Source organism: Periweissella beninensis (assembly GCF_016908275.1).
Lineage (GTDB): Bacteria > Bacillota > Bacilli > Lactobacillales > Lactobacillaceae > Periweissella > Periweissella beninensis.
Genome location: NZ_JAFBDN010000008.1, coordinates 39,141 through 65,180, shown reverse-complemented (window position 1 = coordinate 65,180; position 26,040 = coordinate 39,141). Strand labels below are relative to the sequence as shown.

The following is a 26,040-nucleotide window of genomic DNA, read 5'->3' as shown; positions in this document are numbered from 1 at the left end:
CATACGTGTAATAGTTTAACGTACTAATGATTTATTGTAAATAAAAAGTAATCAATTAAATCATTAAAACTTCTAACATATCTATTATTCTAACAAAAATTTAGACGAACGCCAATTTTAAAATTAAAAAAAGAAGCCTGTACTAACAGGCTTCTTTTAGAGTTGTTTAGTAAACCAAACAACTAACAAATATTAGTCATCAATTTCTGAAACAACACCGGCACCAACTGTACGACCACCTTCACGGACAGTGAATTTAAGACCCTTTTCAAGTGCAACAGGGCTGATTAATTCAACAGTGAAAGTAACGTTATCACCAGGCATAACCATTTCTACACCTTCTGGTAATTCAATTACACCAGTAACATCAGTAGTGTGGAAATAGAATTGTGGACGGTAGTTTGAGAAGAATGGAGTATGACGTCCACCTTCTTCTTTAGAAAGGATGTAGACTTCACCCTTGAACTTCTTGTGTGTTTGAATTGAACCTGGCTTAGCTAAAACTTGACCACGTTCAATTTCATCACGTGAAACACCACGAAGAAGAGCACCAATATTATCACCGGCTTCACCAGCATCCATAGTCTTACGGAACATTTCAACACCAGTAACAGTAGTTGAAAGAGGTTCATCTTTCAAACCAACGATTTCAACAGCGTCGCCGACTTTAACAACACCACGATCAATACGTCCTGAAGCAACAGTACCACGACCAGTAATAGTGAATACATCTTCAACAGGCATCAAGAATGGCTTGTCAGTATCACGTTCTGGAGTAGGGATGTATTCATCCACAGTATCCATAAGTTCTTCGATAACCTTAACTTGTTCAGCATCGCCGTTAAGGGCACCAAGAGCTGATCCACGTAATACAGGAATATCGTCACCTGGGAAATCATATTCGCTAAGTAATTCACGAACTTCCATTTCAACAAGATCAACAAGTTCTTCATCATCAACAAGATCAGTCTTGTTCAAGAATACGATGATGTAGTCAACACCAACTTGACGAGCCAAGAGGATGTGTTCACGTGTTTGTGGCATAGGACCATCAGTAGCAGCAACAACAAGGATGGCACCATCCATTTGTGCAGCTCCAGTGATCATGTTCTTAACGTAATCGGCGTGTCCAGGAGCATCGATGTGAGCGTAGTGACGTTTTTCAGTTTCATACTCGATGTGAGCAGTGTTGATAGTAATACCACGTTCACGTTCTTCTGGAGCAGCATCGATAGCAGCAAAATCTTGTTGTTCAGCCAAACCTTTGTCAGCCAATACTTTTGAAATTGCAGCAGTTAAAGTTGTTTTACCATGGTCAACGTGTCCAATAGTACCAATGTTAACGTGTGGTTTTGTGCGTTCATAATGTTCTTTAGCCAAAATGAAATTCCTCCTAATATTTGCAAAGCGATTGGATAAATTACTCATCTCAATCCTATGCTTCCAATTATACTACAATCCTGTAAGAACACAAACAACAAAATTAAAATCATTGTTTTATATTCTATTGGAAAGCCTTAACTATTATATAAATCAGATAGTAATTTGTAAACAAAAAAAACTAAAAAATACAATAATTTTAATAATTTAATGTTAATAACAATTCATCAATTGTTTTAATCCAATAATTTTGACTGATATAATCATCTTTTTCACCATTTAACCGGTTAATTAGACCATTAACAAATACGTCAGTCTGTGGTATCACTTTTGAAAAGTATGGAAAAATTATTTTACTGAAAATGCTAACATATTCCAATAATATTTTTTCATTTTGAATATTTTTAGCTAATTTTTGCGTAATTTCTTTTTTTATACTGGTTTCAGTTGCTAGATGCTTCTCTTTTTGAATTTGTAAATCACATGTATATGTTTTATTATCCAACCATTTAAAATTAACTTCTTGCTGACCAAGTTGCGTAAAAATTTCTAAAATTGTTGTCCGAACTAGCGGATGAACATCCTCATCAATCAAATGCTGCGAACCCAATTTTATGAAATCGGCCATTGGAATATGTTTTCCTGCCTTCAATGCTAAATTTTGCTCGATCATATCCCCAATTCCTAAATACTTAAACCGCTTAATATTTTTTTTAATTTCCATAGTATGTTGCTGCATTGAATAATCAATTTGCACTTTGATTTTTTTGTGCATTTCTTTAGTTAATGTCATGTGACTTAAAATTAAATTCAATTCTAAATAATTCATATTTTCACAATATACTTTAATTAAAAATAATATATCTGTTTCTTCCCTCAAATAATCATCAATCATCGCACTAACTAGCTCTTCAGCAACGTCATATTTATTTAGGTTCAGTGCTACTTTTGATAACATCCGATTAATTTCAAAGGTAGGTTCTTTAATATATTGTTCTTCTAATTTGCCATATGCCAATATTGGATTGTCATTTGCAATTGCTAATTTTATTTCGGCTAAATTATCCATAGGTACCTCTTTTTTATGATTACAATTTTAGCTACAATCAAATCTTACTAATAAAAAGAGAAATCTAGAATATAAGTTCTAAATTCCTCTTTTTTATCAAATATTTTTCACCATCAAGCATAAACCTTATAACTGAAAGTATCTAATTTAAAATATAAAAATTTCATATTTTGTTGCAATTCAATTATTTTTTATTTATCACCTTTTTAGTACTGGTCTTACGCTTCGTTGACTGGATCTTTTTAGTGCTTACTTCTTTGGAGGTTATTTGCTTATCAGTGTTCCCGTTGACTACATTATTAACGTGCTTTTTAACTACTTTTGTTGCTTTATTGTTATTTTTCTTTAAATGCCGTTTGTTTCGAAGCCCATTTTGATTAACTTCCATAATTACCGGTAAAATGACTGGTTTACGATGAGTTTGTTCATATAAGTAATGACTTAAATTATCACGTACAGCAGTTTTTAAAACTGACCAATCAAATTCTTCTATATTTTCCAAACTATTGGTTAAGGTTTTTTCTACAATTTCAATACTTTCACGAATTAAATCACGAGATGCCTTAACATAAACAAATCCCCGAGAAGTGATCTTTGGTTTTGAAACAACTTTCTTTTTTTTACGATCAATTGTTACAACAGCTATAAAAACACCATCTTCTGAAAGAATTTTGCGATCGCGAAGCACAATATTTCCAATGTCACCAACACCCGAGCCGTCAATCATTGTATTTGTAACTTCAATAGATCCAGCTAAATATAAATTACCATCATCATAGTTTAATTGATCACCATTTTGCATAATAAATATATTTTTATCTGATATACCAACTTGACGTGCTAACTCAGCACCTGCACTTAAAACACGGTACTCTCCCTGAACTGGTAAAAAATATTTAGGCTGCATAAAGTTAAGCATTAATTGTAAATCATTTCTGGATGCGTGGCCAGATGAGCGTAAATCTTGTGATATAGCACGAACATTAGCACCCGCCTTGAACATCAAGTCACGTGTTCTAGCAACAAAAGCTTCCATTGCCGTTGATGGTGTAGTTGTAATAAAAACTAAATCGCCTTCACCAATTTTAATATGCCGATCATCCCCATTAGCCATTCTTTGTAAATGCTTAATTGGTTCACCCATTTTACCTGTTTCTAAAATAACAGTTTCTGCAAGCGGTAACTTTTTCATGTTTTTAAATGAAACAAATAATTCATTTTCAGGAATTGGTAATTCTAATTTTTTTAATTTTAATGCCGTTCTAACAACCTTTTCCAAATCATTTCCAGATAAAACAATTTTACGACCAGTTTTATATGTTGCATTGATAACTTGTTGAATTCTTTGGATATTAGATGCAACGGCTGCAACAATTATTCGTCCTTGATGATTTTGAAATGTATCTAACACATATTCTTCGATTGCAGATTCATTTACAGACTCATCATAACTTCCCACACCTGCAACATCACTTAATAAAGCCAAGACACCTTGTTTACCAATTTCACCAAGTCGTGCTAAATCAGTTCGATAATCATTTTTTGCTGTTTGGTCAAATTTGAAATCTCCAGTATAAACAATTTGACCATTTGCAGTTTCAAGAACTAATCCTAAAGATTGTGGAATAGAATGAGTTGTGCTAAAAAATGAAATTTTGGCATTACCAAAATCAATCACTGATTTTTCATTAACAACATGAAAATCCTCAAAATTCTCAACGTTTTTATCATTCTGTAACGCTAGCTTTGCTAACGCCAGTGTCATTTCTGAACCAAATACTGGCGCATTAATATCATTTAATAAATATGGCAAAGCTCCGATGGCATCGGCATGTCCGTGTGTTAAAAAAATACCCACAACCTGATCAGCATGTTCTTTTAAATAACCAAAATCAGGGATAACAACATCAATGCCTAATAAATCAGTTTCTGGATACTTCAACCCTGCATCAAAAATATAAATTTCATCATTATAATTAATTGCATACATATTCTTTCCGTTTTCGCGCACTCCACCAAACGGAATAATGGATAACTTACTTTTCATTAAAAAACCTCTTACATTTTTAAAGATAAATCTTTTATTTTATTTACTCGTTCAATATTCTTAGTAACTAGTTTATCATAATTTTATTAGCATTACACTTTAAACATCTAATGCTTTTTAAGTATTTATTCAAATTTTTCTAGTAATTGTACTCCTCATAGTTTAGAAATAGCTTCTAAACTATGAGGTAAAATTTAAAATATCGCAAAAAATACGTGAAGAACATACTTAACTACGTAAAAAAATATGTGAAAAGGACTGAATTTTTATAAATTCAGTCCTTTTCACATATTTTCTGCTTGGATTTTTCTTTTAGATCACACTTTAATAATAAATAACTACTTTACTCTCTACATAATCAGTATTTAGGTTGATTATATTTTTTCTTAGTTACTCTTATTATTTGTAGCAGATAATTTTTTATTTAATTTTTCATGTTGTGCATATGTCTTTGAAAAATAAATTTTGCCAGTTTTTAAATCAGCAATAAAATAATAATATTTTTTCTTACGATCAACTGGATTCAAAACTGCTTTTATTGAATTTAAAGACGGCGAATTTACAGGTCCAGGTCCATAACCAGTATGCACATAAAGATTATATGGCGACTTAATTTTTATATCTTTTAATGATAAATTTGTAGTTGGATTTTTCATAGCATATTTGACAGCGATATCCGAACCTAACGTCATTTTTTTATCAATTCTATTAAAAAATACACCTGCCACTTTAGATCGATCACTTTGCGTAATTGCTTCTCTTTCAACAAGTGATGCCAATGTTAAAATTTCTTGCACAGTCAAACCTTTTCTCTTAATTTGCTCATAATATGGTGCTAATTCTGTATTCATCTGACTAACCATCATAGTTGTAATGTCATTAGCCGATTTTACATTTTTTATATTATACGTTGCTGGGTATAAATATCCCTCAAGTACATACTTGGTATTTTTTGCCTTCAATGCAGAGGATAATAACTCGGGATATGTTTTAGCTAATTTAGCTAAATACTGCTTATCATTTAAGGTTGCTAACCACGTTTTTGCTGAAAATTTAGTTTTCTTAGCAATTGTTTTAGCTAATTCCTGTGCGGTTTCACCTTCTCGCATTAACAAACTATCAGGATTACCCTTACTAATTGGATATAGGCTACCACTTTTTTCAAGTTTCTTTGCGATATTAGCCAGATTCATACTTGCTGAAAGACTAAAATAACCAGCTTTTAAATCATTTATGTTGTGCTTCGTTAAATAATTTTCAAAAGCATAATTATGCTTTATTAAACCTTTTTGTTCTAATTTAGTACCAATTTGGCTAGCACTCATTCCACTGGCAACGTAGAAATCAATTTTCTTTGTACTATTTGGATTTTTTGCAGATGTATCATTTCTTAAATATAAATGCCGCACCCCTAATCCAACTCCCATTATTATTAATAATAGTGTGAACACCTTAATAAATATAACCCACTTATTCTTTCTATTACTAACCTGATGTCTATTAATTCGTGAATTAAATTGATCCTTTTCCATAAAAATCCCTCTGATCCTTCTTAACGAATTTCAGCATCTAATTCATTAATCAATACTTTTACGACTTTATCAAATGCTTTATTTACTTCTTCATCAATCAGTGTCTTATTAACATCTTGATAAGTCAACGTATACGCCATCGATTTTTTCCCAGGTAAAACATTTTTTCCACTATACACATCAAATAATGTAATATCAACCAGTTGTTTGCCACCATTTTTATCAATTAAGTGCTTAATTGTTGCATGTTCAATATTTTCATCGACTAAAATAGCAATATCACGGGTGATACTTGGAAACTTAGAGATAACCTTGTATTCACGGTCCTTTTTCTTTAAGGTGAGTAATTGTTGTAAATCTAGTTCAAACACGTATGTTTCTTTGATTTTAAATTGTTGCGCAACCAAAGGATGTACTTGCCCAACAATTCCAACAAAATGTTCACCAATAAAAATAGCTGCTGTTCGTCCAGGATGCATTTGTAAAAAATCTTTAGTTGGTTTAAAACTAATTTTTGCTTTAAAATCAAAATGCTTCAAGTATGTTTCAACAACCCCTTTAATAGCATAAAAATCAACATTTAATTGGTTAGTATGCCAATTATCATTGCTTAATTTACCTGAAATTGCTCCAGCAATATGTTCAATTTCGGTTGGTCGCGCATCATCTGTCGTGCGATAAAACACACGCCCTTGTTCATATAATGCAATATTAAACTGCTTACGAGCATTATTGTACGCAATATCATCTAATAAGCCTGTAATCAAGCTCATCCGTGTTGTTGTCCGTTCTTGAGTCATTGGATAATTTAATTTAGTAACATGCGCATTTGCATTGAATGAAAACATTTTAGCCTTGTCTTCAGTCGTTAATCCATATGAAATTGCTTGTGATAATCCTAATCCTTCCAACAAGTGGCGTGAGCTTCGAATCACACGCTGCTTATATGAAAGCTTCCCTACCGTGGGACGTCCACTAGGTAATGTTGACGGAATATTATCATAACCATAAATTCTGGCTACTTCCTCTATTAAATCGGCCGAAATACTTATATCCCATCGTCGATTTGGAATAGTAACTTCAAACTCATTGTTATTTAATTCAGTTAAAAAACCTAATTGGTTAAAAATAGCCAATACGTTATCTTTGGTTAAGCTTAATCCTAACACTTTATTAATTCTATCTAAGCTAACCGTTACCTTAACTGGCTTTTTAATTACATTGTTAGCGGTTAAAACCCCCTTAGTAACATTACCATTTGCGATTTCAGCAATTAATTGAGCAGCAAAATTAAGTGTTTTTTCTGTATCATCCCAATTAACACCTCGTTCAAAGCGCTGTGATGCCTCTGAATGTAAATCATGGCGGCGTGCAGTTGCTCGAACATAATGACTATTAAAAACTGCCGCCTCCAATATTATCCGTGTTGACTCACTAGTTACCTCAGTACTTGCTCCACCCATTACACCTGCTAACATTAGTGGTGTTTCACCATCAGTAACGACAATATCTTGATTTGGTCGTAATACTCGCTCAATACTATCTAGTGTCTTTAATGTTTCCGCTTCTTTACTTAAGCGAACTATCAACTCATTGCTTTTTATTTGATCATAGTCAAAAGCATGCAGTGGTTGCCCAAAAACAAGCATTGCATAATTCGTTGCATCAACAACATTGTTAATTGGTCGCATGCCAGCATTCCACAACTTTTTTTGTAACCATAATGGTGAATCCTTAATTTCAACATTATCAACAATTCGGACCATGTATTTAGGTGCTAGTTCTTCATCCGCAGATATTTTTAATAAATTTTTAGTTTCTAACTCACTAGTTTCATTAATTTCCACTTTTGGCAATCTTGGCTTTTGCTTTAGCATTGCCCCAACTTCGTACGCTGTTCCATTCATTGAAAGCATATCAGCACGGTTAGGTGTAATTCCTGTTTCTAGGATCCAGTCACGCATTCCTAATACCTTAAATGCATCATCCCCAGGTTTAACCTGTTCATTTTCATCAAAAACCCATATACCAGCTTCAAAATCTTTAGGCGCAATTTTATCATCAAAGCCAATTTCTTGTAATGCCGCTAGCATTCCATTTGAGGTCACTCCCCGTAGCTTACCTTTTTTAATTTTTTTACCATTAGCAATTTTGGCATTATGTTTTGCTAAAATAACCAATTGATTAACCGCAACATTTGGAGCTCCTGTAACAATTTGTACAGGCTCATCTTCATTTATATCAATTTGAGTAATTACCATATGATCTGAGTCTGGATGTGGTTCAACAGATAATACTTTTCCAACAACAACGCCACTCATATCTTCAACTGATTGAGATACTTCTTCAATTTCAACTGCCGTTCTAGCAATTTTTTCTGCTAATACATTTGGTTTTAGGTCAATATCAATATATTCCTTTAACCAGTCCAATGAAACTTTCACAATCTTTCCTCCTACACTTAATCGAATTGTGCCAAGAAACGAACATCATTTAAATAGAAATTCCGGATATCGTCAACACCATATTTGAGCATTGCAAATCGATCTGGTCCTAGACCAAAAGCAAAGCCACCATAAATTTCTGGATCAACCCCCGCCATTGCTAATACATTGGGATGGACCATCCCAGCTCCTAACACTTCAATCCATTTAATATCTTCCGGCTGTGTTTTATCAGTTACTTCATCCCACGAAACATCGACTTCAACAGATGGTTCCGTAAATGGAAAATATGATGGTCGTAATCTAATTTGATGTTTTTCCCCAAATAACTCTTGCGCCATTTTTAATAGTGTACCTTTTAAATCAGCCATAGTTATATTTTTATCAATAACTAATCCCTCAACTTGATGAAATTGATGAGAATGCGTAGCATCATCAGTATCTCGACGATATACACGTCCTGGCGAAATCATTTTTAACGCTCCCTTTGAAAAATCATGTTTTTCCATCATCCTTGCTTGCATAGGTGATGTTTGTGTTCGCATCAAAATTTCATCTGTAATATAAAAAGTATCTTGCATATCACGCGCAGGATGATCTTTTGGTAAGTTCATCATTTCAAAGTTATAGCGATCTTCTTCAACCTCAGGCCCTTCTGCAATTTGATATCCCATTCCCATGAATTGATCTTCTAATTGTTCAATTATTTGTTGAATAACATGGGCATTTCCTTTAGCAATTTGATTACCCGGTAAAGTCACATCAATTGTTTCAGCCGATAGTTTTGCTGTTAACACCTTATCCTCAATTACTCGCTTACGTTCTTCAACAGCAGTTTGTAAAACATCCCGAATTTCATTAGCAAAAGCTCCTACTTGTGGTCGTTCTTGCGCAGTTAAATCTTTCATTCCCCGTAATACTTCAGTAATCGGGCCTTTTTTCCCTAGCGTTTCAATCCGAATTTGATTTAAACTATCTAAATCTTCGACAACTGAGATTTTATTTAAAACAGTTTGTTTTAGTTCTAATAAAGTGTCTTTTAATGACATTTAGTTATCACTCCTTACTTCTAATATTCTAATTAATAGCATCAACATAAACAAAAAATCCCTGTATCGAAAATCGATACAGGGACGTTATTTTAAACGTGGTACCACCCATGTTTGGATAAATCATTAAATTTATCTCTCTAAAAAGTTATATAACGCTAACTACCCGATTTTTGTTTAAAAAAATTTTGCAAAAATAGCTCCAAGAGTGAATTCGTTATTATAGTAATCTATGGTCAATTTCAGTCAAGTTGTCCAATCCCTAAACTATTACTAGTTTAATAACTACTACTTCTTATCATAGCAATTAAATTATTGTAATTAGATTATAGCATACTAAACAATAATTGAAACAGACAATTATGCTTTAGTTGTGTAAGTATTATCAGCCCAATCATGGATAGCCACCATCAAGTCACGCATTGCATCACCACGTTCCGTAAGTGCATATTGAATTAACGAAGAATTATCGTAAGTTCTTCTTTCTACAATTCCTTCCTCTTCAAGTTCTTTTAGCCGTTCCACTAAAACACGATCAGAGCAAGTTGAAACAGCAGTAGCTAAATCTTTAAATCGTGAAACACCATTATTTAATAAAACTTCAATAATCATTCCGTTCCACTTTCGTCCCAATATTTCAAAAGTTTTTGCAAACTTAGGACAAAGGGTCAAGTTATCATTAGTTTTTACTTCAATTTTTTCCATAACAATTCTCCATTTAATATGTAATCTGAACTATATAAAAGTCCTTACTTTTTGTTAATTTAAATTATAGCACGCTGATAAGGCATTGTGAAATAATCCCCTCACAATACCCCATACTTATTTAAATGGTTATTTCTAGTAATGCTTTTAGATTTTTAATAACCGTGCTTTGATTGCTTGCCATTTTGGTAAAAAATATTCTTGAATAGCTGCAACGTTATCGACCATATCCACTAGATAACTTTCCCAATATTGTGGTAATTCCAATGTTGCTCCAAACATGTGTTTCAAGATTATATCTTTTTCTAATGGTGATAATATCGTTATCTTCTCAGCATTTCTTACTGATACTCGTGGATGAATAAATGCATGTGTTCCTAGTTCAAATTTAGTTACACGCCAATCATAATAAAATAAATCATGCAACAAACCGGCCCTAGCAACGGCCCTAGCATCCAAATTAAACTTTTTTGCCCATAGAAAACTGTAGTAAGAAACTCTAATCGAATGTGTTAATCGGTCAGAGTGATGGTGCTGAACATATTTTTGTAAGCATTGAACTTCTGGCATTGCTAATAATTCATCAACATAACCACGATATTCAAAATCATTTTGCCAATTATCAAGTTTCAAAAAAAAGCCTCATCTTTCGCATTTCTACACTAACTTTAAGCAACATAAATCATATTATTTTCATTATACATGATGTACTAACTTAGTAACAACCGTTTGTTTATAACTTATAAAATATTTAAATTAATTAAATACTATAATACTAATTTTAAATTAAACATTAAAATACCAGCAGCAACAGCAACATTCAATGATTCTGCCTCACCATTAATTGGAACATATAAATTAGCAGTTGTGGCTTTAGCTAATTCTTCAGCCATCCCTTGACCTTCATTTCCCATAATCAAGGCAAAATCTAATGAAGCATTAACTTCTTGATAGTTTTTAGCTTGTGGATTCAACTGACTTCCATAAACTGGTAAATCATTGCTAACTAATTCCTGTGTCCACTCAAGTAAGTTACCTTTAAGAACTTCAATATGAAATTGACTTCCTTGCATGGCACGAACAACCTTTGGGCTATATAAATCAGCCGACCCATCGCCCAATACCACTCCCTTAAAACCAGCTGCATCAGCAGTTCTAACCATCGTTCCAATATTTCCCGGATCTTGAATACCATCCAATAGTAGCCAAGCTCCTTTATGAACATAACTTGGTTTTAGACTTTTAGTTGGTAAAGTTATTTCAGCAAAAATACCTTGTGGAGAAACAGTTCCACCAATATATTTTGCTACTTCTGCTGTAATTAAATAAACCGGTACTCCTTCAGGAAATTCAAGTTCATGCATTTTTAGTTGATCTTCAGTAACCATAATGGCATGCATTTTAGCCTTATTATTAATGGCCTCTTGGACTAAATGCCAACCATCAAGCAAATATGTCCCTTGAACCTCCCTTCCCTTTTTAGTTGCTAATTTAGCCCAAACTTTAACATGTTCATTTTTTTTACTTACAATTTGTTCCATTATTTTAATTACCGTCCTTTTTCTTCATCCTAGTGTACCATTAATACTGAACTGTTAATACTTATTTAACAATAAAAACCACTATTTATCTTACTACTAAGATTTGATAATTTATTTTTAAATACTGATATATAATAATTACGAATACTGTTCTCAAAATTACAAAACTTATTTATATTTAATTTTAAAAATAAATTATAAATAAAAAAACTGGGACGTTTCCCAGTTCTTTAGGTTCTGTTAGTTTAATGTTTATTTTGTTTGCCAGCATTACGCTTCGTATTTTTTTCATTATTTTTATTTGTTGCTATTTTGCTTTCACTTGTTTGTTTAGAATCTTCCGTCTCTAAATTTTTTAAAATATCGTCAGCAACATTTTTAACAACAAAGTTTTTTGCAATGTTATCTTTAATTCGCGGTCTTAAAATATTAATAATTAAAGTCTGGATAATCGCAAATAATCCACCAATGAAGAAATATAATCCTAAACCAGCACTAGTTGTCCAAGAAAAGATTAGAATCATAATTGGACTTAGCCACATGGTTGTTTGCATCATTTTCTTTTGTTCTTCAGGAATTCCTAGCATCATTAAATATCCTTGAACTAAGTATACAATAAATGCCAATATTGCTAAAACTGCACTTGATTTAGTCAATGAAATACCAAAAAATTGAGCATTTGCTAGCGATGTTGAATAGCGAATAGCCGCATATAATCCGGAGAAAATAGGTAACTGAATTAATAATGGTAAACACCCTATTCCACCTGTCATTGAAACATTATTTTCACGGTATACTTTCATAGTTGCTTGTGATGCAGCAGCTTGCATTTCAGGTGTTTTAGCATTTTTTGCCGCTGCTTGTAATTTTTCAAGCTGTGGTCGTAACATACTCATTTTTTCTTGTTGAATCGTTGATTTATGCTGTTGCGACACCATCATAGGTAATAATACTAACCGTACAATGATGGTTAGTATCATAATTGCCCAACCAACTGCATTAGTTTCATGTACACCACCAAAAAGGCCAGCAATCATATTCATAATATGTTCCAAAGGTTGTCCTAGATACTGCCAAACCATTCCAAAGGGAACTAATTTACCATCAACGGTTTTTGTTCGTACACATCCACTCAAAAATAGTGTCAAAACCGTCATCATTAAAATTAAATTTAACTTTTGTCTTTTTTTCATTATCGCTTTTCTTCCTCATTACCATTTCATTAAAAACTAGTCCCTCCCTATTTTACCTAAATGCAAAATAACTGACAATCATTATTATCTTAAATCATTTAAAAATATTTTTGGAGAAATATTTTTTGGAGAAATATTAATGAAACATATGTAACATAACGCTAATAATTTTTACCTTTTTTTAGTTATCTTTTAGATGTATATTAAATAGTGTAGAATAAGTTAAATTTATTTAAAGTTATTGATAATATTTATGTAAAATTTTATTTCGGGAGCACTATTAACTATGAAGAAAAAATTAATAAAAGATTTACTATTGAGTTCAATGGCAACAATTGCAACATTTGGTTTTGGTGCAACAGTCGCAAACGCTGATACAATAGTAGTAAAAGCTGGTGATACTTTATCAAGTATTGCGCGCACAAATGACATTTCACTACAAAAATTGGCATCGATTAACAATATTAAAAATATCAATAATTTATTGGTTGGCCAAAAATTAAAAACAACATCTAGCAACAAAATTAAAACAATCAAAGTAAGCTCAAAGGGTTCAACCATTTTAACTGAAGATATTGCAAGTAAAGCAGCAACATACGCAACAAAATTTATCGGGCATCGTTATGTTTGGGGTGGTAGTACTCCCGCCGGTTTTGATTGTTCGGGACTAGTAGCTTATGCATATGCTAAATATGGCGTTTCTCTTCCTCATCAGTCTGGACAATTAGCTGCTGCAACTACACGAATTGCGACATCAAAAGCACAAGCTGGTGATTTATTATTTTGGACTAACCGTACTGGACGCGTATACCACGTCGCTATCTCTTTAGGTGATGGTACTTACGTAAATGCCCTTGATCAAAATCATGGCGTTGTTATCAATGGTATGGCTAGCAAGGCAAATTTCGCTGGTCGTGTTGAAATTTAGGCTTTTTGTCAAATGGTACTGATAGACTAAATAATTAAATTAATTTATTAAGCAACTAATTCATAATTTGAATTAGTTGTTTTTTTGTAATTTATCGCAAAATATGAACAATTTCATTAGGGCTTTTGAAAGTATTATCGATTTTTAAATTTGGGTCTTTTAATGTGAGTGATATTTTGAGATAATTATCCATGGAGATTTCCTTTCTGCTTGGCGGTGGTGGGTTATCTCTTTTTTTACACCTTTTTTAAAAAATGCAAGAAAAAAAAGATACCGATTAACATGATGACGTCATGTCTATCAGTACCAAAAAGCGTAGACCCGAGTTTGTTAAGTAACTAATTTGCACTTGAATTAGTTACTTTTTGTTTTCCATCCTATTAATACCATTAATGTGTTTAAAAATCTTTCAACACAGTCTAGACAATTAAAAAATTATCAATAACCTTACATTTATTTTCAAACATATCTTTTTACCACACATTATAAAAAACAACTAACTCACATTCTGAATTAGTTGCGTAGTAAATTTAATTTTTATATAGATCGGCCATTGGTTTAGTCACAATGCCATTGATATCGCGCATTAAAAGATCCATAGCTTGTTCGTGTTCCATTAACGTTTTTACTAATGGATAATCATCTAATTTCTTAGCTATTGTCTGCCATTCTTGCATCTTAGTTTCATCAGGTGCTTGGCCTTGGCCCATTAAATTTTGAATTTCTAACTGTGCATTTTGAAATTCTTTAAAGACTTGATATGAACTTTCATCAGCCTTCATACTTTCAAAAGCACTCACAAGCGTCATATATTGTTCAGTTTCACGTAAATCACGTTCTAATTGATTTGCTGTATCGTAAATATTAGCCATTTTTTCTTCCTTTTTCCTTTATATCTTATATACTAACATGAAATTAACATAAGGGAAATTAATTTTATGAACTCATTTAAACATTTGCGTAATATTATGCCACCACTTAGTAGCTTTTTTTTGTAATGATTTCCCAGTATCTGTTATCGAATCTAAAATATCTTTATCGTCACTATTCGTTGCCTTTCCAGCTAATACATTTGCATCTGCTACACTAAATTTAGTTCCTTTAGTATAAGGTAACATGGCACTCATCTCGGCTTTAAATAATGGACCAACGTTGTTAACCGGATTCACAGATAAAGTTTTACCATTACTATCTGTGTCATACCCTTCCCAAGTAGCAACGACTATATCAGGTGTATAGCCAGCAATCCATTTATCATTTGAACCACTAGTTTCTTTGGTACCTGTGGCCTCAGTTGTTCCAGTTTTCCCTGCAATTGTATATCCAGTTGGCTTCGATGTTGCCCCAGTTCCATAACTAAAGACTCCCTGCATCATACTAGTCATCGTTTTAGCTGTGCTACTTGCCATAACTTTTGTTTGCTTTGCCTTTGTATTATTAACAATAACATTACCAGATGCATCAACGATTTTCCGGATAAAATAAGCATGCTTCATTACTCCGTTATTGGCAAATGCACCGTATGCTTGTGCTAATTGAAGCGGTGAAATCCCTGTATGAGTTCCACCTAATGCTAAAGCTAAGTTTTTATCACTTTTATTTAGCTGCATCCCAAACTTTTGTGCCATATCATATCCTTCACTCACACCAATTTTGTTCAATAGCCACACTGCTGGCACATTTATACTTTGTTGTAATGCTTGATACATAGGCATTTTATTTTGATAAAAGCCACTTTCATTAGTTGGTGTGTAATTATTTGAACCAAAAGATGTTTTTTTATCACTTAGTTCATCATCATATTTCATGCCATTTTCAATCGCTGGTGCATAAACCGCAAGAGGCTTCATAGTTGACCCTGGTTGTCTTTTCATTTGGGTTGCTCGATTAAAGCCTCTGAAAACATGTTTCCCTCGACCGCCAATTATGGCCAATACACCACCAGTTTTTGGATTGATTGCTACAGACGCTGCTTGGACATCGCTAGTCGGATAATTCCAAGTTGAATTAAATTGAGTTTGCATAGCCGTTTGGATTCGTTGCCCAAGTGTTGTATAAATTTTATAACCTCGATTCATTATATCTGACTCTGTTAAACCATACCGACTAATTGCTTCACTAATAACTGCATCAAAAAACCAAGGATATTGATAAGTTGCTCCTCGTTTATAATTGTTAACAATTTTAATTGCTTGTGCTTTAGCAATTTTAGCTTGACTTGTTGTTAATTTTTTATTTTCAACCATTAAATCTAAAACTAAGTTGCGTCGTGCTAAAGCGTTTTTGTGATGAGCAATTGGATCATAAATAACAGCGGATCTAAGCATTCCTGCTAACATAGCAGCTTGGCTAGTAGAAAGTTCACTAGCATGAACACCAAAATAACGTTCTGAAGCATCTTCAACACCCCAAATACCACGACCAAAATAAGCATTATTCAAATACATTGTCAGAATTTCTTTTTTTGAATAAACATTCTCAACTTCAATAGCTAAAAATAACTCACGAACTTTACGCGTCAAGGTTTGTTGCTGCGAAAGTAACGCATTTTTTACCAATTGTTGCGTGATCGTCGAACCACCACCAGCAATATAATTTTCACCCATTATTTTATTTTTTATAGCCAATACAACCGCACGGATAATTCCTTTAATTGAAAATCCATATTCATGATAAAAATTACGATCCTCTGTAGAAAGTACTGCATTTTGTAACTTTGGTGAGATTTTCTTTAAATTAACATAGGTTCCCTTTTGAGAATATAAAGTTCCTGCGCGATCACCATCTTTATCGTAAACAACGGTTGTTTTTTGAAGTTCTGCTTTTAGATCACCTATATTGGCTGTTTTAGCAGCATATGTAAGGTATGCACTCAAGCAAAAGAACAACGATAACAATATTACAATCAACCAACGACCAATTTGAAATCGACGCCAAACTGGCCCAATAGTTAGATCTATCCACTTAACTATCGGCTTCATCTTTGTATACACTTTTTTCATTGTAGCTCCACATTTTTTAAATAAATTATAATCAATTCATGCTCTTCAAAAATTAAGTACTATATATTTTATCACAACATTTTCAATGAAGCTAAAACTGCGTTAATTTATTTTGTAAATTTTATCTAATTTATAACATTAAATTATCGGTATTTAAATAATTTATAAATTCATCATGAACTAGTTTAGCCACATCTTCACTTGGACTAGTCATGTAAATAGTATCGTGCCCAGCTAATGTGCCAACAACTGATGGTAACTCTGCTTCGTCAATTAAGGCTGCTAATAAATTCCCATTCGCCGGTAACGTCTTAATAATATTCATAAATTGAACTTGAGTAATTGAAATCATAACCTCATTCAACATTTCGTATAGACGTGATACATCCTTGTTATTATTAACAATTAATTTTTGATATTGTGTCTTACCATTAATTGAAGTTGTTTTAACATAATTCAAATTGGCTAAATCTCTAGAAATTGATGACTGTTTAACTATAATACCTTCTTTAGCAAAAGCGGCAACAATGTCTTTTTGACTACTAATATTTTGCGTCTCTAATATATTTTTAAGAACGGCTAATCGTTGCTGTTTATTCATAATTCCTCCCTAAAATTAACGCATTATGGACTATTCTCAGTTTAATTTATACTATAGTATATACTAAAAAGATTGAACTTGCATAAGTTCAATCTTTTCTTTAACTTTATTTACATTTCATTTGGTGCGTGTACTCCAAGCATTCTCAAACTTTCAGTAAGCACAATTGCTACTGCTTTAACTAATCCTAATCTTGCTAATAATTCATTATCCTCAGCTAAAATACGTGAATTTGCATAATATTTATTATATGCTCGTGATAAATTCAACGCATATTTAGCAATTACAGATGGTTCACGATCACGTAGTGCACGCCGAACTATATTTGGAAAATCACCTAAAATTTTAATTGTATCCCAAGCACTAGCATCGCTAATTACCAAGTTTGTTGTAGTTAAATCAGGATTTCCTGCTTTACGTAAAATTGATTGTGCTCGTGCATGTGAGTATTGTACATATGGGCCAGTATCCCCTTCAAAACGCACAACTTCTTCTAGGGCAAAATCAAAACTGTTAACTCTTTCATTTTTTAAGTCATGAAAAACAACGGCACCAATTCCTACTTGTTTAGCAACATTTTCTTTATTAGCTAAATCTGGATTTTTAGTTTCAATTTGTTCACGGGCTAATCTAATAGCGTCATCAAGAACATCTTGTAATAAAATAATCCTTCCTGAACGTGTTGATAATTTTTTACCATTGACTGTAATCAAGCCAAATGGAATATGCTCAATATCATCAGCCCAATCATAACTTGCTTCTTTAAAAATTGCTTTCATTTGTTGAAAATGTTCACGTTGTTCTCCACCCACAACATACAGATTTTTAACAAAATTATATTCATTTTTTCGATACATAGCGGCAGCTAAATCACGGGTCATATAAAGAGTTGCCCCATCCGTTCGTTTAATCATAGCAACCGGCAAATTGTATTTTTCTAAATTGACAATTTGAGCCCCTTGTGATTCAACCAACAATCCTTTTTCTGTTAGCATTTTAACAACTTGATCCATTTTATCATTGTAAAAAGCCTCACCGTTGAATGAATCAAAATTAATTTCTAATTCATCATAAATTGTTAAAAATTCTTTTAATGATTCATCTCTAAACCATTTCCATAACTTAGTAGCCTCTTGATCACCATCTTCTAGCTTTTTAAACCAAGCACGCCCTTCATCATCTAAAGCTAGATTTTCTTTAGCTTCTTCATGAAAACGAATATAGTATTTAACTAACGTATTAATTGGATCTTTTTTTACTTCTTCTTCAGATCCCCATAATTTGTAAGCAACCATTAGTTTACCAAATTGCGTACCCCAATCACCCAAGTGATTAATCTTAATTGGATTATATCCATTTTTACTAAAAATATTTGCTAACGCATTCCCAATTACCGTTGAACGTAAATGACCCATCGACATTGGTTTAGCAATATTTGGTGATGACATATCAATTGTCACATTACCGTTTTCACCATCATTATTTGTCCCATAGTTTGCTTGTTGTGTCAATATATCGGTTAAAATTTGAGCTCCTACTTTTTCCTTATTCAAAAAGAAGTTAACGTATGGTCCCATTGCAACAACTTTTTCAAAATTATTCTTGTCAATTTTTTCTACTAAATCAGTTGCAATTTGTTGTGGTGCTTTACGCATTACCTTGGCTAACATAAAAGTTGGAAATGCTAAATCTCCCAAATCAGAAGTCTTAGGAACCTCAATTTTATTTAAAATATCAATATTACTTAGAATATTGTCACCTAATGCTTGACTTAAAACATCTGCTATTTGCTGTTTATTGTCCATTACTTTTGCTCCTTTTATAATTTTTCATCGGATTTATTAGACTAAAAAACTCGTCTCTACAAATAAATTGTAAGAGACGAGTTACACCCGTGGTACCACTCTAATTGAATTAAAATTCCACTCTAATTATATAAAAATTTTACAACTAGCGCGCCAATAAGTAAGTTTAATCTGGCTTCCATCATCCCAGGTTTGCTAAGTAAACTTTAATTATTTTCCTCTAATCATATAAACATTAGTCTAAAAAGCGAAGTACGGGAATCGGACCCGCGACCACAGCTTGGGAAGCTATTGTTTTACCACTAAACTAACTTCGCATTACAAGAATAATTATAGCCCATCTTTGTGAAAATGCAATAACTATCTTATACTAAGTTTTAAGCTTTAGAATCTTCTGTTGAATCATCAACAGGAACTTCAGCTGCAATTAAAACTTCGGTTTCGTTCATGCGCACAACAGCACGATGATTATACTCATTTACCGTTGCCTGATCTTTTGCATCATACTCAGTCACCATTACTAGTAATGAATGTTCATATATTTTCTCAACAATTCCTTTAAAATCATGTTCGAAATTTGCAAACTTTTTGGCAGCTACAAAATCTCCTATATTAAAACCTGAATCATTAACTACTTCTTCAGTTGCCATATTGTCGTACCTCCAAGGATATACTTGATAAAACCATCGGTATATATTAACAAACTACATCTAAAATAGCAACTATTTTATGCTATAATGGCTTTAACATAAAAGCGAAAGGATATTTCAATAAACTATGTATCCACCATTATTGTTTCATTTAGTTACCTCAGCTCTATTACTTTGTAGCACTTTAATTATTATTTTTGCGAAAACTAATAAAAAAGTAAAAGCCTTTTCAATGTTTAATAGATTCTTTTATTTAATATTTTTAATAACAGGTTTGCTTTTAGCCCGCTACACCTTTGCTAACCATTTTATACTCACAATTTTTAAAATCATCCTTGCTTTTGGTTTAATCATTTGCTTAGAAATTTTAGCTGCTAGTAAAACACAAACTCATTTAAGTAAAAAATTCCTCTTCCTAATATTTATCTTATTTATGCTAGTTTGTGTAACTGGTTTTATTTTACATAATCAATTTTAACTAAAAAACTGCTGATAAATGATTCCAGTGTTAACAGCAATCAATTAGCCGTTAACTCTTTAATTTACAAATATCAACAAACTTCTTATCAAATTTAAACAAAAAAGCCGAAAGAAAATCTTCGGCTTTTTAATGTTTACATACATCAGATATTATCAGGTATACTAACTTAAAAAACGGCAATAACAAAAATTACCCTTTGCAACCTATCCCCCTAAGGCGCTATTTTCGATGCATGGTATTTATTATAGTATTACATGTCTATTTCAAATTAGGCCCCTCTTAAACGAATATTATGTTTTTAAAACTTTTCATTTTATCCAAAATAATATTTAGTATCAAATAAACTTACAATCATCTGTGGTTATTCTGAAAATTCAAAACGGAAATTTAAAATGGCAACTTCATCGCCATTTTCAGCTCCAGCTTGTCTTAGAGCATCATCCACACCCATGGAACGTAATTGTCGTGCAAAACGTAATACACTTTCATCATGAGCAGTATTAGTCATCTTAAATAATTTTTCAATCTTAGCACCACTAAGTACCCATTCTCCATACTCACCTTTAGAAATAACAAAAGCTGGCTCATCATTTTCCAATTCATAGGTAGTTGTGTGAGAATCATCCTGAAATGGTATATCCTTCATCGGGAATTCTGGTGTCACTTCTAACAAATCAGCCGTTGCTCCAAGAAGATCTGTAACTCCGCTTCTAGTAAGCGCAGAAATTGGAATTATTTGTGGTACCGTTGACAAGTAAGGTTGCGCCTTTAATTTATCTCTAAACTCTACTAAATTATCAGCTGAATTTGGCATATCCATCTTAGTAGGCACAATAATTTGTGGTCGATCTAATAACTGCGGATCATATTCTTTCAACTCTTCATTAATCTTAACAAAGTTTTGATAAGCATCTGTCTCATCAAGTCCACTCATGTCAATTAAATGAAGAATAACTTTAGTTCGCTCAACATGCCGTAAAAACTGAATTCCTAATCCAATACCTTGCGATGCTCCTTCGATTAAGCCAGGTAAGTCCGCCATAACAAAATCGCGACCATCATCTAATCGAACCATGCCAAGATTTGGTACTAATGTTGTAAAGTGATATGCTGCGATTTTTGGTTTGGCCGAAGTTACCACAGATAAAAGCGTTGACTTACCAACTGATGGGAAGCCAACTAAACCAACATCAGCCAAAACCTTTAATTCAAGTTTAATCGTCATTTGTTCACCAGGCTCACCATTTTCAGCTAATTCCGGTGCTGGGTTCTTAGGTGTCGCAAATTTCATATTACCACGACCTCCACGACCACCCTTGACAACTTTTAATTCTTGTCCATTTTCAGTTAAATCACCAAGAACACGACCAGACTCTGCATCTATAACCGTCGTTCCTTGTGGTACTTTAATATAAAGATCTTCAGCAGAACGACCAGTCATCCCTTTTGTACCACCCTTAGCTCCATGCGTAGCTTTAAAGTGACGTTTATAGCGAAAGTCCATTAAAGTTCGCAATCCTTCATCAACTCTTAAAATGATGGAACCACCACGACCTCCATCCCCGCCAAAGGGGCCTCCCATATCAACAAATTTTTCACGACGAAAAGAAATAATTCCATCGCCACCGTTACCAGCTTTTAATTCAATCTTAACTTGATCTACAAATGCCATAACTCTACCTTTCTTTTATCAGTTTACTATTTTACTAATTTTTAACGAGCAAAATTCCTTTTATAAGTATACTAGTTTCCAACAATCAGGTAAAGACTACGACTCTCAATAATCATAAAAAGCCTTTAATTATTTTTATGCTATTAAGTAATCTTTTGTTACTAATCATAATTATTGTATTAATCAAGGTAAGTACCACTCATTGTCATCGCCTAATTACGCTATAAAAATATTTTTCCTAAACTTCTAATGCCCTCGTCTCAGCTAATGTACTTTATAATTATCTTTAATAGTTAAACTTTTCATCATGTATGCCAAAAAAGCAACTAGCTCACATTGCGAATTAGTTGCTTAATTTGATTATTTAAGTTATCAATATCAATTGACAAAAAATTTTATGACTAACTTTGTTTCAATCTTAACTTTCTTTTGGCACCTAAACATTAATAACATGAATTAAGATCTTCAAAGTTTAAATCTAGCAATAGTATTTAATAAATATCTAGATAACTATCTAATTCCCATTGTGAAACTTCTTGCCGATATGCTCGATATTCTAATAGCTTAGCATCAATAAACTGTTGTGATAGATTAATACCAATTGCTTCTCGAATAATGCGATCACCTTCAAGATTTCTAACTGCTGCTAGCAATGTATCTGGTAAGTCATGAATTCCAGCCTTGATACGTTCTGCCTCATCCATTAAATAAATGTTACGATCAACTGATTCAGCTGGTTCAATTTTATCTTTGATACCATCTAGACCAGCTGCTAAAATACCAGCAAGTGCAAGATATGGATTGGCAGTTGGATCAACTGACCTTAATTCCAAGCGTGTTGACTGTCCCCGCGATGCTGGTACACGAACCATTGGAGATCGATTAGAACCAGACCAAGCAACATATACAGGTGCTTCAAATCCTGGTACTAAACGTTTATATGAATTAACAGTGGGGTTAGTAATTGCGGTAAAATTAGTTGCGTGTTTCAAAATTCCACCTAAGAAATTATAAGCCGTCGTTGATAGTTGTAATTCATCATCCTCAGCAAAAAACTGATTCTTTCCAGCAGTAAATAATGACATATTAGTATGCATCCCATTTCCGTTAATACCGGAAACTGGTTTTGGTAAAAAAGTAGCATATAAATTATACTTCCGTGCAATTGTTTTAACAATCAACTTAAACGTTTGAATATTATCAGCTGCTTCAAGGGCTGATGCATATTTAAAGTCAACTTCATGTTGCCCTGGAGCAACCTCATGATGGGCAGCTTCAACCTCAAAGCCCATTTCCTCTAAGGTTAACACAATTTCCCGACGAACATTTTCACCCATATCAAGTGGCTCTAAATCAAAATATGATCCAGAATCATTTAATTTAGTAGTTGGCTTACCGTTTTCATCTAATTTAAATAAGAAAAATTCTGGTTCCGTTCCAATATTGAAAGAATCAAATCCTTGCTGTTTCATTTTGTCTAGATTAGCAATCAAAACATTACGTGGATCACCAACAAACGGCTTACGATCAGCAGTGTACACACTAGCAATTATTCGGGCTACTTTCCCTCCGTGTGAATCAGTTGCCCAAGGAAAAATCATAAATGTTGATAAATCAGGATATAAATACATATCTGATTCTTCAATGCGGACAAACCCATCAATTGAAGAGCCATCAAACATTAAATTATTCTCAAGAACCTTTTCAAGTTGAGAAACTGGAACCTCCACATTCTTAATAATTCCATACATATCAGTAAAAGTCAAACGTAAAAATTCAACATTTTCTGATTTTACAAGGTTACGAATATCATCTTTAGTATAGTCATGCTTTGGCATCTTTAAAAGCCCTTTCTATTTTTATTTACCGCAAAACCGGCAAGGTTAATAAATTCTGATTGAAGTGCTTTACGCATTTGGTGCGCTGATATATCGGCTTCTTTAGCCTTAGCTGCTTCCCTCGCATATATCCGTTTAATATTTGCAATTGAATCACCTACTTCTAAATAGTCCTTAATCTCAAGTAATCGGTCGACATCATTTAGCGAATACATTCGTCGATTGGTTTCAGTACGCTTTGGTAAAATTAATCCTTGGGCTTCATAATATCTTATTTGCCGGTCACTTAATCCTGTTAGTTCACGTATTGTTCCAATCGGTAAAATTGACATGGTACGTCTAAATTCTTTTTCAGCCATGTTTCAATCTCCCGTGTTCCTTAAGATAACCATAGTTTAACAGAAGCATGGTTAAATACAACGATTTATGTCACATAATCTAACATTAACATTTTTTATTCTCAATATCCCTTATAATTTCATCGATTGAATTTTCATTAGTAACCAAATCATACCAAATAATACCTTTTAATTGATGACGAAACCAAGTTAATTGACGTTTGGCAAATCGTCTTGAGTTACGTTTAATTAATTCTATCATTGCTAATTTATCATTCCTTTGTTCAAAATAATCAAGCCATTCTTTATACCCAATTCCTTGACCACTTTGTAATTTTAGGTTTGTCGCTTGATATAATTGAAACGCTTCTTTTTCCAAGCCAAGCTCAATCATTTCATCAACACGTGCATTAATTCGTTGATACAAACGCTGTCGTTCTGTTCTTAGGCCAACTATTTGTGCATCATAGTACCGTTTTGCTTCTGGCATTGTTTGCTTTGAAAATGGTTGCTTTGTTAATTCAAATACCTCTAATGCTCTGATGACTCTTCGTACATTGCCTTTTGGAATGACCTTAGCAGCTTCCAAATCTATTTGAGCTAATTGTTGATGTAATGCTTCTTCTCCATTTAAATTAGCATATTCTTGCCACTTAGCCCGAATTTTTGGATCCTTCGCCGCATTATTTTTAGCTAACACGACATCACCCAATAATGCCCCAATGTAGAACCCGGTACCCCCAACAATAATTGGAATATGCCCTCGCTTAACAATTTCATCGATCTTCAAGCGAGCAGCCGCAACCCATTGTATAACTGTTATTTCCTCATCTATTTCTTTAGTATCGATTAAAAAATGCGGTACTTGATTTTGTTCTTCTTTAGAAACTTTGGCAGTTCCTATATCCAATCCTTTAAAAACCTGCATTGAATCACCTGAAATGATTTCACCATTTAACTTTTTAGCTAGTTTTAAAGACAATGCTGTTTTTCCAACAGCTGTTGGACCTACAATAACAATTATTTTATCCACCTTGAATTTCCTTTCTTAAATCAAGAGCCAGTTCAATTTCATCAGTAATCACCCCTGCTAATTGACATTTTAATATTTTTCTTATTTTTTGAGGATCATTAACTTTCCAAGGGCGAATCATTGATGGTTTTAACCAAAAAATTCGATTGATTAGCCATCGATTGTCGGGATGAATGGCTGTAATTAAATTTTTTTTACTTAAGCATAGTATTTGCCAGGTTGGATAAAAGAATAGGGCCGCTAAATTGGCACTTTTATCCAATTTAGCTATTTTTAAAAGTGTTGCAATATTAAAACTTTGATAAATTATTTGATACTTATGTGTATCAAATTGAGCTATCGTTTTAACTAACAATGCTTCTATTCCTGGATAAGCAAAATGATCCGTTTTTACTTCAATCAATAGTTTTTTACTGAAATTTATTTTCTTTAGTAGTACTAATAGTTCAGATAAGCACATTATTTTTTCATCGTTATATTTTGGTGAAAACCAAGAACCAAAATCTAACTTTAAAAGTTCTTCTAAAGTTTTATCTTTAACAAATCCATGTCCATTACTAGTTCTATCTACTGCTTCGTCATGAATAATAACTAACTGTTGATCCTTAGTCAGATGAACATCGATTTCCAAAATATCAATGCTAAAAGCTAATGCTTTTTTAAAAGAAGCTAAAGTGTTTTCAGGTGCTTTTTTTGGATAACCACGATGTGCTACAATTTCTGTTAACATCT

General features: G+C 32.9%; 22 protein-coding genes and 1 tRNA gene. 2 read left to right on the top strand and 21 right to left on the bottom strand.

Translation table 11 applies throughout. The features are described 5' to 3' along the window. Positions 1-192: 192 nt before the first annotated feature. The 10 genes from tuf to yidC all read right to left on the bottom strand — a co-directional run bounded on the left by tuf (position 193) and on the right by yidC (position 12,960). Entirely contained in the window at positions 193-1,380 is a 1,188-nt protein-coding gene (gene tuf / locus JOC59_RS04725; RefSeq protein WP_205143650.1) for an elongation factor Tu, read from the bottom strand. Positions 1,381-1,579: 199 nt separating this feature from the next. Beyond that, positions 1,580-2,449, bottom strand: coding sequence for a hypothetical protein (locus JOC59_RS04720; RefSeq protein ID WP_205143649.1), 870 nt, complete (start codon positions 2,447-2,449; stop codon positions 1,580-1,582). Between the two features lie 184 nt (positions 2,450-2,633). Further along, a complete protein-coding gene (locus JOC59_RS04715) occupies positions 2,634-4,496 on the bottom strand; it encodes a ribonuclease J (protein WP_205143648.1) in 1,863 nt (620 codons plus the stop codon). 386 nt (positions 4,497-4,882) lie between these two features. Further along, a complete protein-coding gene (mltG, locus tag JOC59_RS04710) occupies positions 4,883-6,028 on the bottom strand; it encodes an endolytic transglycosylase MltG (RefSeq protein ID WP_205143647.1) in 1,146 nt (381 codons plus the stop codon). Positions 6,029-6,048: 20 nt separating this feature from the next. Beyond that, positions 6,049-8,472 (bottom strand): phenylalanine--tRNA ligase subunit beta, encoded by a 2,424-nt coding sequence (pheT, locus tag JOC59_RS04705; RefSeq protein ID WP_205143646.1) that lies wholly within the window; start codon positions 8,470-8,472, stop codon positions 6,049-6,051. 17 nt (positions 8,473-8,489) lie between these two features. Beyond that, a complete protein-coding gene (pheS, locus tag JOC59_RS04700) occupies positions 8,490-9,521 on the bottom strand; it encodes a phenylalanine--tRNA ligase subunit alpha (protein WP_205143645.1) in 1,032 nt (343 codons plus the stop codon). A gap of 360 nt (positions 9,522-9,881) precedes the next feature. Next, positions 9,882-10,226, bottom strand: a complete 345-nt coding sequence (locus JOC59_RS04695; protein WP_205143644.1) for a winged helix-turn-helix transcriptional regulator — start codon at positions 10,224-10,226, stop codon at positions 9,882-9,884. Between the two features lie 147 nt (positions 10,227-10,373). Beyond that, a complete protein-coding gene (locus JOC59_RS04690) occupies positions 10,374-10,796 on the bottom strand; it encodes an HD domain-containing protein (protein WP_205143667.1) in 423 nt (140 codons plus the stop codon). Positions 10,797-10,993: 197 nt separating this feature from the next. Then, positions 10,994-11,767 (bottom strand): TrmH family RNA methyltransferase, encoded by a 774-nt coding sequence (locus JOC59_RS04685; protein ID WP_205143643.1) that lies wholly within the window; start codon positions 11,765-11,767, stop codon positions 10,994-10,996. Positions 11,768-12,012: 245 nt separating this feature from the next. Then, positions 12,013-12,960, bottom strand: a complete 948-nt coding sequence (yidC, locus tag JOC59_RS04680) for a membrane protein insertase YidC (RefSeq protein ID WP_205143642.1) — start codon at positions 12,958-12,960, stop codon at positions 12,013-12,015. 286 nt (positions 12,961-13,246) lie between these two features. On the opposite strand from yidC, the gene JOC59_RS04675 reads away from it, so the two are divergent. Beyond that, complete coding sequence (locus tag JOC59_RS04675) at positions 13,247-13,888, top strand: C40 family peptidase (RefSeq protein ID WP_205143641.1); 642 nt, start codon at positions 13,247-13,249, stop codon at positions 13,886-13,888. A 530-nt stretch (positions 13,889-14,418) separates the two neighbouring features. On the opposite strand, the gene JOC59_RS04670 is transcribed toward JOC59_RS04675, so the two are convergent. The 6 genes from JOC59_RS04670 to JOC59_RS04645 form a co-directional block, all read right to left on the bottom strand. After that, complete coding sequence (locus JOC59_RS04670; RefSeq protein WP_205143640.1) at positions 14,419-14,760, bottom strand: YlbF family regulator; 342 nt, start codon at positions 14,758-14,760, stop codon at positions 14,419-14,421. Between the two features lie 72 nt (positions 14,761-14,832). Then, positions 14,833-16,890 (bottom strand): PBP1A family penicillin-binding protein, encoded by a 2,058-nt coding sequence (locus tag JOC59_RS04665; protein ID WP_205143639.1) that lies wholly within the window; start codon positions 16,888-16,890, stop codon positions 14,833-14,835. Between the two features lie 130 nt (positions 16,891-17,020). After that, positions 17,021-17,491, bottom strand: a complete 471-nt coding sequence (locus JOC59_RS04660) for an arginine repressor (RefSeq protein ID WP_205143638.1) — start codon at positions 17,489-17,491, stop codon at positions 17,021-17,023. A gap of 110 nt (positions 17,492-17,601) precedes the next feature. Beyond that, complete coding sequence (gene argS / locus JOC59_RS04655; protein WP_205143637.1) at positions 17,602-19,296, bottom strand: arginine--tRNA ligase; 1,695 nt, start codon at positions 19,294-19,296, stop codon at positions 17,602-17,604. A gap of 246 nt (positions 19,297-19,542) precedes the next feature. Beyond that, positions 19,543-19,613, bottom strand: a tRNA-Gly gene (locus JOC59_RS04650). A 60-nt stretch (positions 19,614-19,673) separates the two neighbouring features. Further along, complete coding sequence (locus tag JOC59_RS04645) at positions 19,674-19,946, bottom strand: hypothetical protein (RefSeq protein ID WP_205143636.1); 273 nt, start codon at positions 19,944-19,946, stop codon at positions 19,674-19,676. Between the two features lie 127 nt (positions 19,947-20,073). Between JOC59_RS04645 and JOC59_RS09545 the strand changes: the two genes are divergently transcribed. Further along, positions 20,074-20,424: a DUF1516 family protein gene (locus JOC59_RS09545; protein WP_420875266.1), complete on the top strand. Its 351-nt coding sequence runs from the start codon at positions 20,074-20,076 to the stop codon at positions 20,422-20,424. Positions 20,425-20,788: 364 nt separating this feature from the next. On the opposite strand, the gene obgE is transcribed toward JOC59_RS09545, so the two are convergent. The 5 genes from obgE to JOC59_RS04615 all read right to left on the bottom strand — a co-directional run bounded on the left by obgE (position 20,789) and on the right by JOC59_RS04615 (position 26,038). Next, positions 20,789-22,099, bottom strand: coding sequence for a GTPase ObgE (gene obgE, locus JOC59_RS04635; RefSeq protein WP_205143634.1), 1,311 nt, complete (start codon positions 22,097-22,099; stop codon positions 20,789-20,791). Between the two features lie 491 nt (positions 22,100-22,590). Then, the gene (gene glnA, locus JOC59_RS04630) at positions 22,591-23,937 is read right to left on the bottom strand and encodes a type I glutamate--ammonia ligase (protein ID WP_205143633.1); all 1,347 of its coding nucleotides are present in this window, start codon (positions 23,935-23,937) and stop codon (positions 22,591-22,593) included. A 2-nt stretch (positions 23,938-23,939) separates the two neighbouring features. Next, positions 23,940-24,296 carry a MerR family transcriptional regulator gene (locus tag JOC59_RS04625; protein WP_205143632.1) on the bottom strand — a complete coding sequence of 119 codons (357 nt, stop codon included), beginning with the start codon at positions 24,294-24,296 and terminating at the stop codon, positions 23,940-23,942. Positions 24,297-24,381: 85 nt separating this feature from the next. After that, positions 24,382-25,308: a tRNA (adenosine(37)-N6)-dimethylallyltransferase MiaA gene (gene miaA, locus JOC59_RS04620; RefSeq protein ID WP_205143631.1), complete on the bottom strand. Its 927-nt coding sequence runs from the start codon at positions 25,306-25,308 to the stop codon at positions 24,382-24,384. Continuing rightward, on the bottom strand, positions 25,301-26,038 hold the full coding sequence (locus JOC59_RS04615) for a glycerophosphodiester phosphodiesterase family protein (protein ID WP_205143630.1): 738 nt from the start codon (positions 26,036-26,038) through the stop codon (positions 25,301-25,303). Before JOC59_RS04615 ends, miaA begins: the two co-directional genes overlap by 8 nt. Positions 26,039-26,040: the final 2 nt, after the last annotated feature.

Coding starts and splice junctions, on each gene's coding strand:
- JOC59_RS04625 (WP_205143632.1), bottom strand. CDS start 24,296: ATGGCTGAAAAAGAATTTAGACGTACCATGTCAATTTTACCGATTGGA.
- JOC59_RS04615 (WP_205143630.1), bottom strand. CDS start 26,038: ATGTTAACAGAAATTGTAGCACATCGTGGTTATCCAAAAAAAGCACCT.
- yidC (WP_205143642.1), bottom strand. CDS start 12,960: ATGAAAAAAAGACAAAAGTTAAATTTAATTTTAATGATGACGGTTTTG.
- JOC59_RS04645 (WP_205143636.1), bottom strand. CDS start 19,946: ATGGCAACTGAAGAAGTAGTTAATGATTCAGGTTTTAATATAGGAGAT.
- obgE (WP_205143634.1), bottom strand. CDS start 22,099: ATGGCATTTGTAGATCAAGTTAAGATTGAATTAAAAGCTGGTAACGGT.
- argS (WP_205143637.1), bottom strand. CDS start 19,296: ATGGACAATAAACAGCAAATAGCAGATGTTTTAAGTCAAGCATTAGGT.
- JOC59_RS04665 (WP_205143639.1), bottom strand. CDS start 16,890: ATGAAAAAAGTGTATACAAAGATGAAGCCGATAGTTAAGTGGATAGAT.
- JOC59_RS09545 (WP_420875266.1), top strand. CDS start 20,074: ATGTATCCACCATTATTGTTTCATTTAGTTACCTCAGCTCTATTACTT.
- JOC59_RS04695 (WP_205143644.1), bottom strand. CDS start 10,226: ATGGAAAAAATTGAAGTAAAAACTAATGATAACTTGACCCTTTGTCCT.
- JOC59_RS04685 (WP_205143643.1), bottom strand. CDS start 11,767: ATGGAACAAATTGTAAGTAAAAAAAATGAACATGTTAAAGTTTGGGCT.
- JOC59_RS04660 (WP_205143638.1), bottom strand. CDS start 17,491: ATGAATAAACAGCAACGATTAGCCGTTCTTAAAAATATATTAGAGACG.
- JOC59_RS04715 (WP_205143648.1), bottom strand. CDS start 4,496: ATGAAAAGTAAGTTATCCATTATTCCGTTTGGTGGAGTGCGCGAAAAC.
- JOC59_RS04720 (WP_205143649.1), bottom strand. CDS start 2,449: ATGGATAATTTAGCCGAAATAAAATTAGCAATTGCAAATGACAATCCA.
- JOC59_RS04670 (WP_205143640.1), bottom strand. CDS start 14,760: ATGGCTAATATTTACGATACAGCAAATCAATTAGAACGTGATTTACGT.
- JOC59_RS04675 (WP_205143641.1), top strand. CDS start 13,247: ATGAAGAAAAAATTAATAAAAGATTTACTATTGAGTTCAATGGCAACA.
- glnA (WP_205143633.1), bottom strand. CDS start 23,937: ATGCCAAAGCATGACTATACTAAAGATGATATTCGTAACCTTGTAAAA.
- mltG (WP_205143647.1), bottom strand. CDS start 6,028: ATGGAAAAGGATCAATTTAATTCACGAATTAATAGACATCAGGTTAGT.
- pheS (WP_205143645.1), bottom strand. CDS start 9,521: ATGTCATTAAAAGACACTTTATTAGAACTAAAACAAACTGTTTTAAAT.
- JOC59_RS04690 (WP_205143667.1), bottom strand. CDS start 10,796: ATGCCAGAAGTTCAATGCTTACAAAAATATGTTCAGCACCATCACTCT.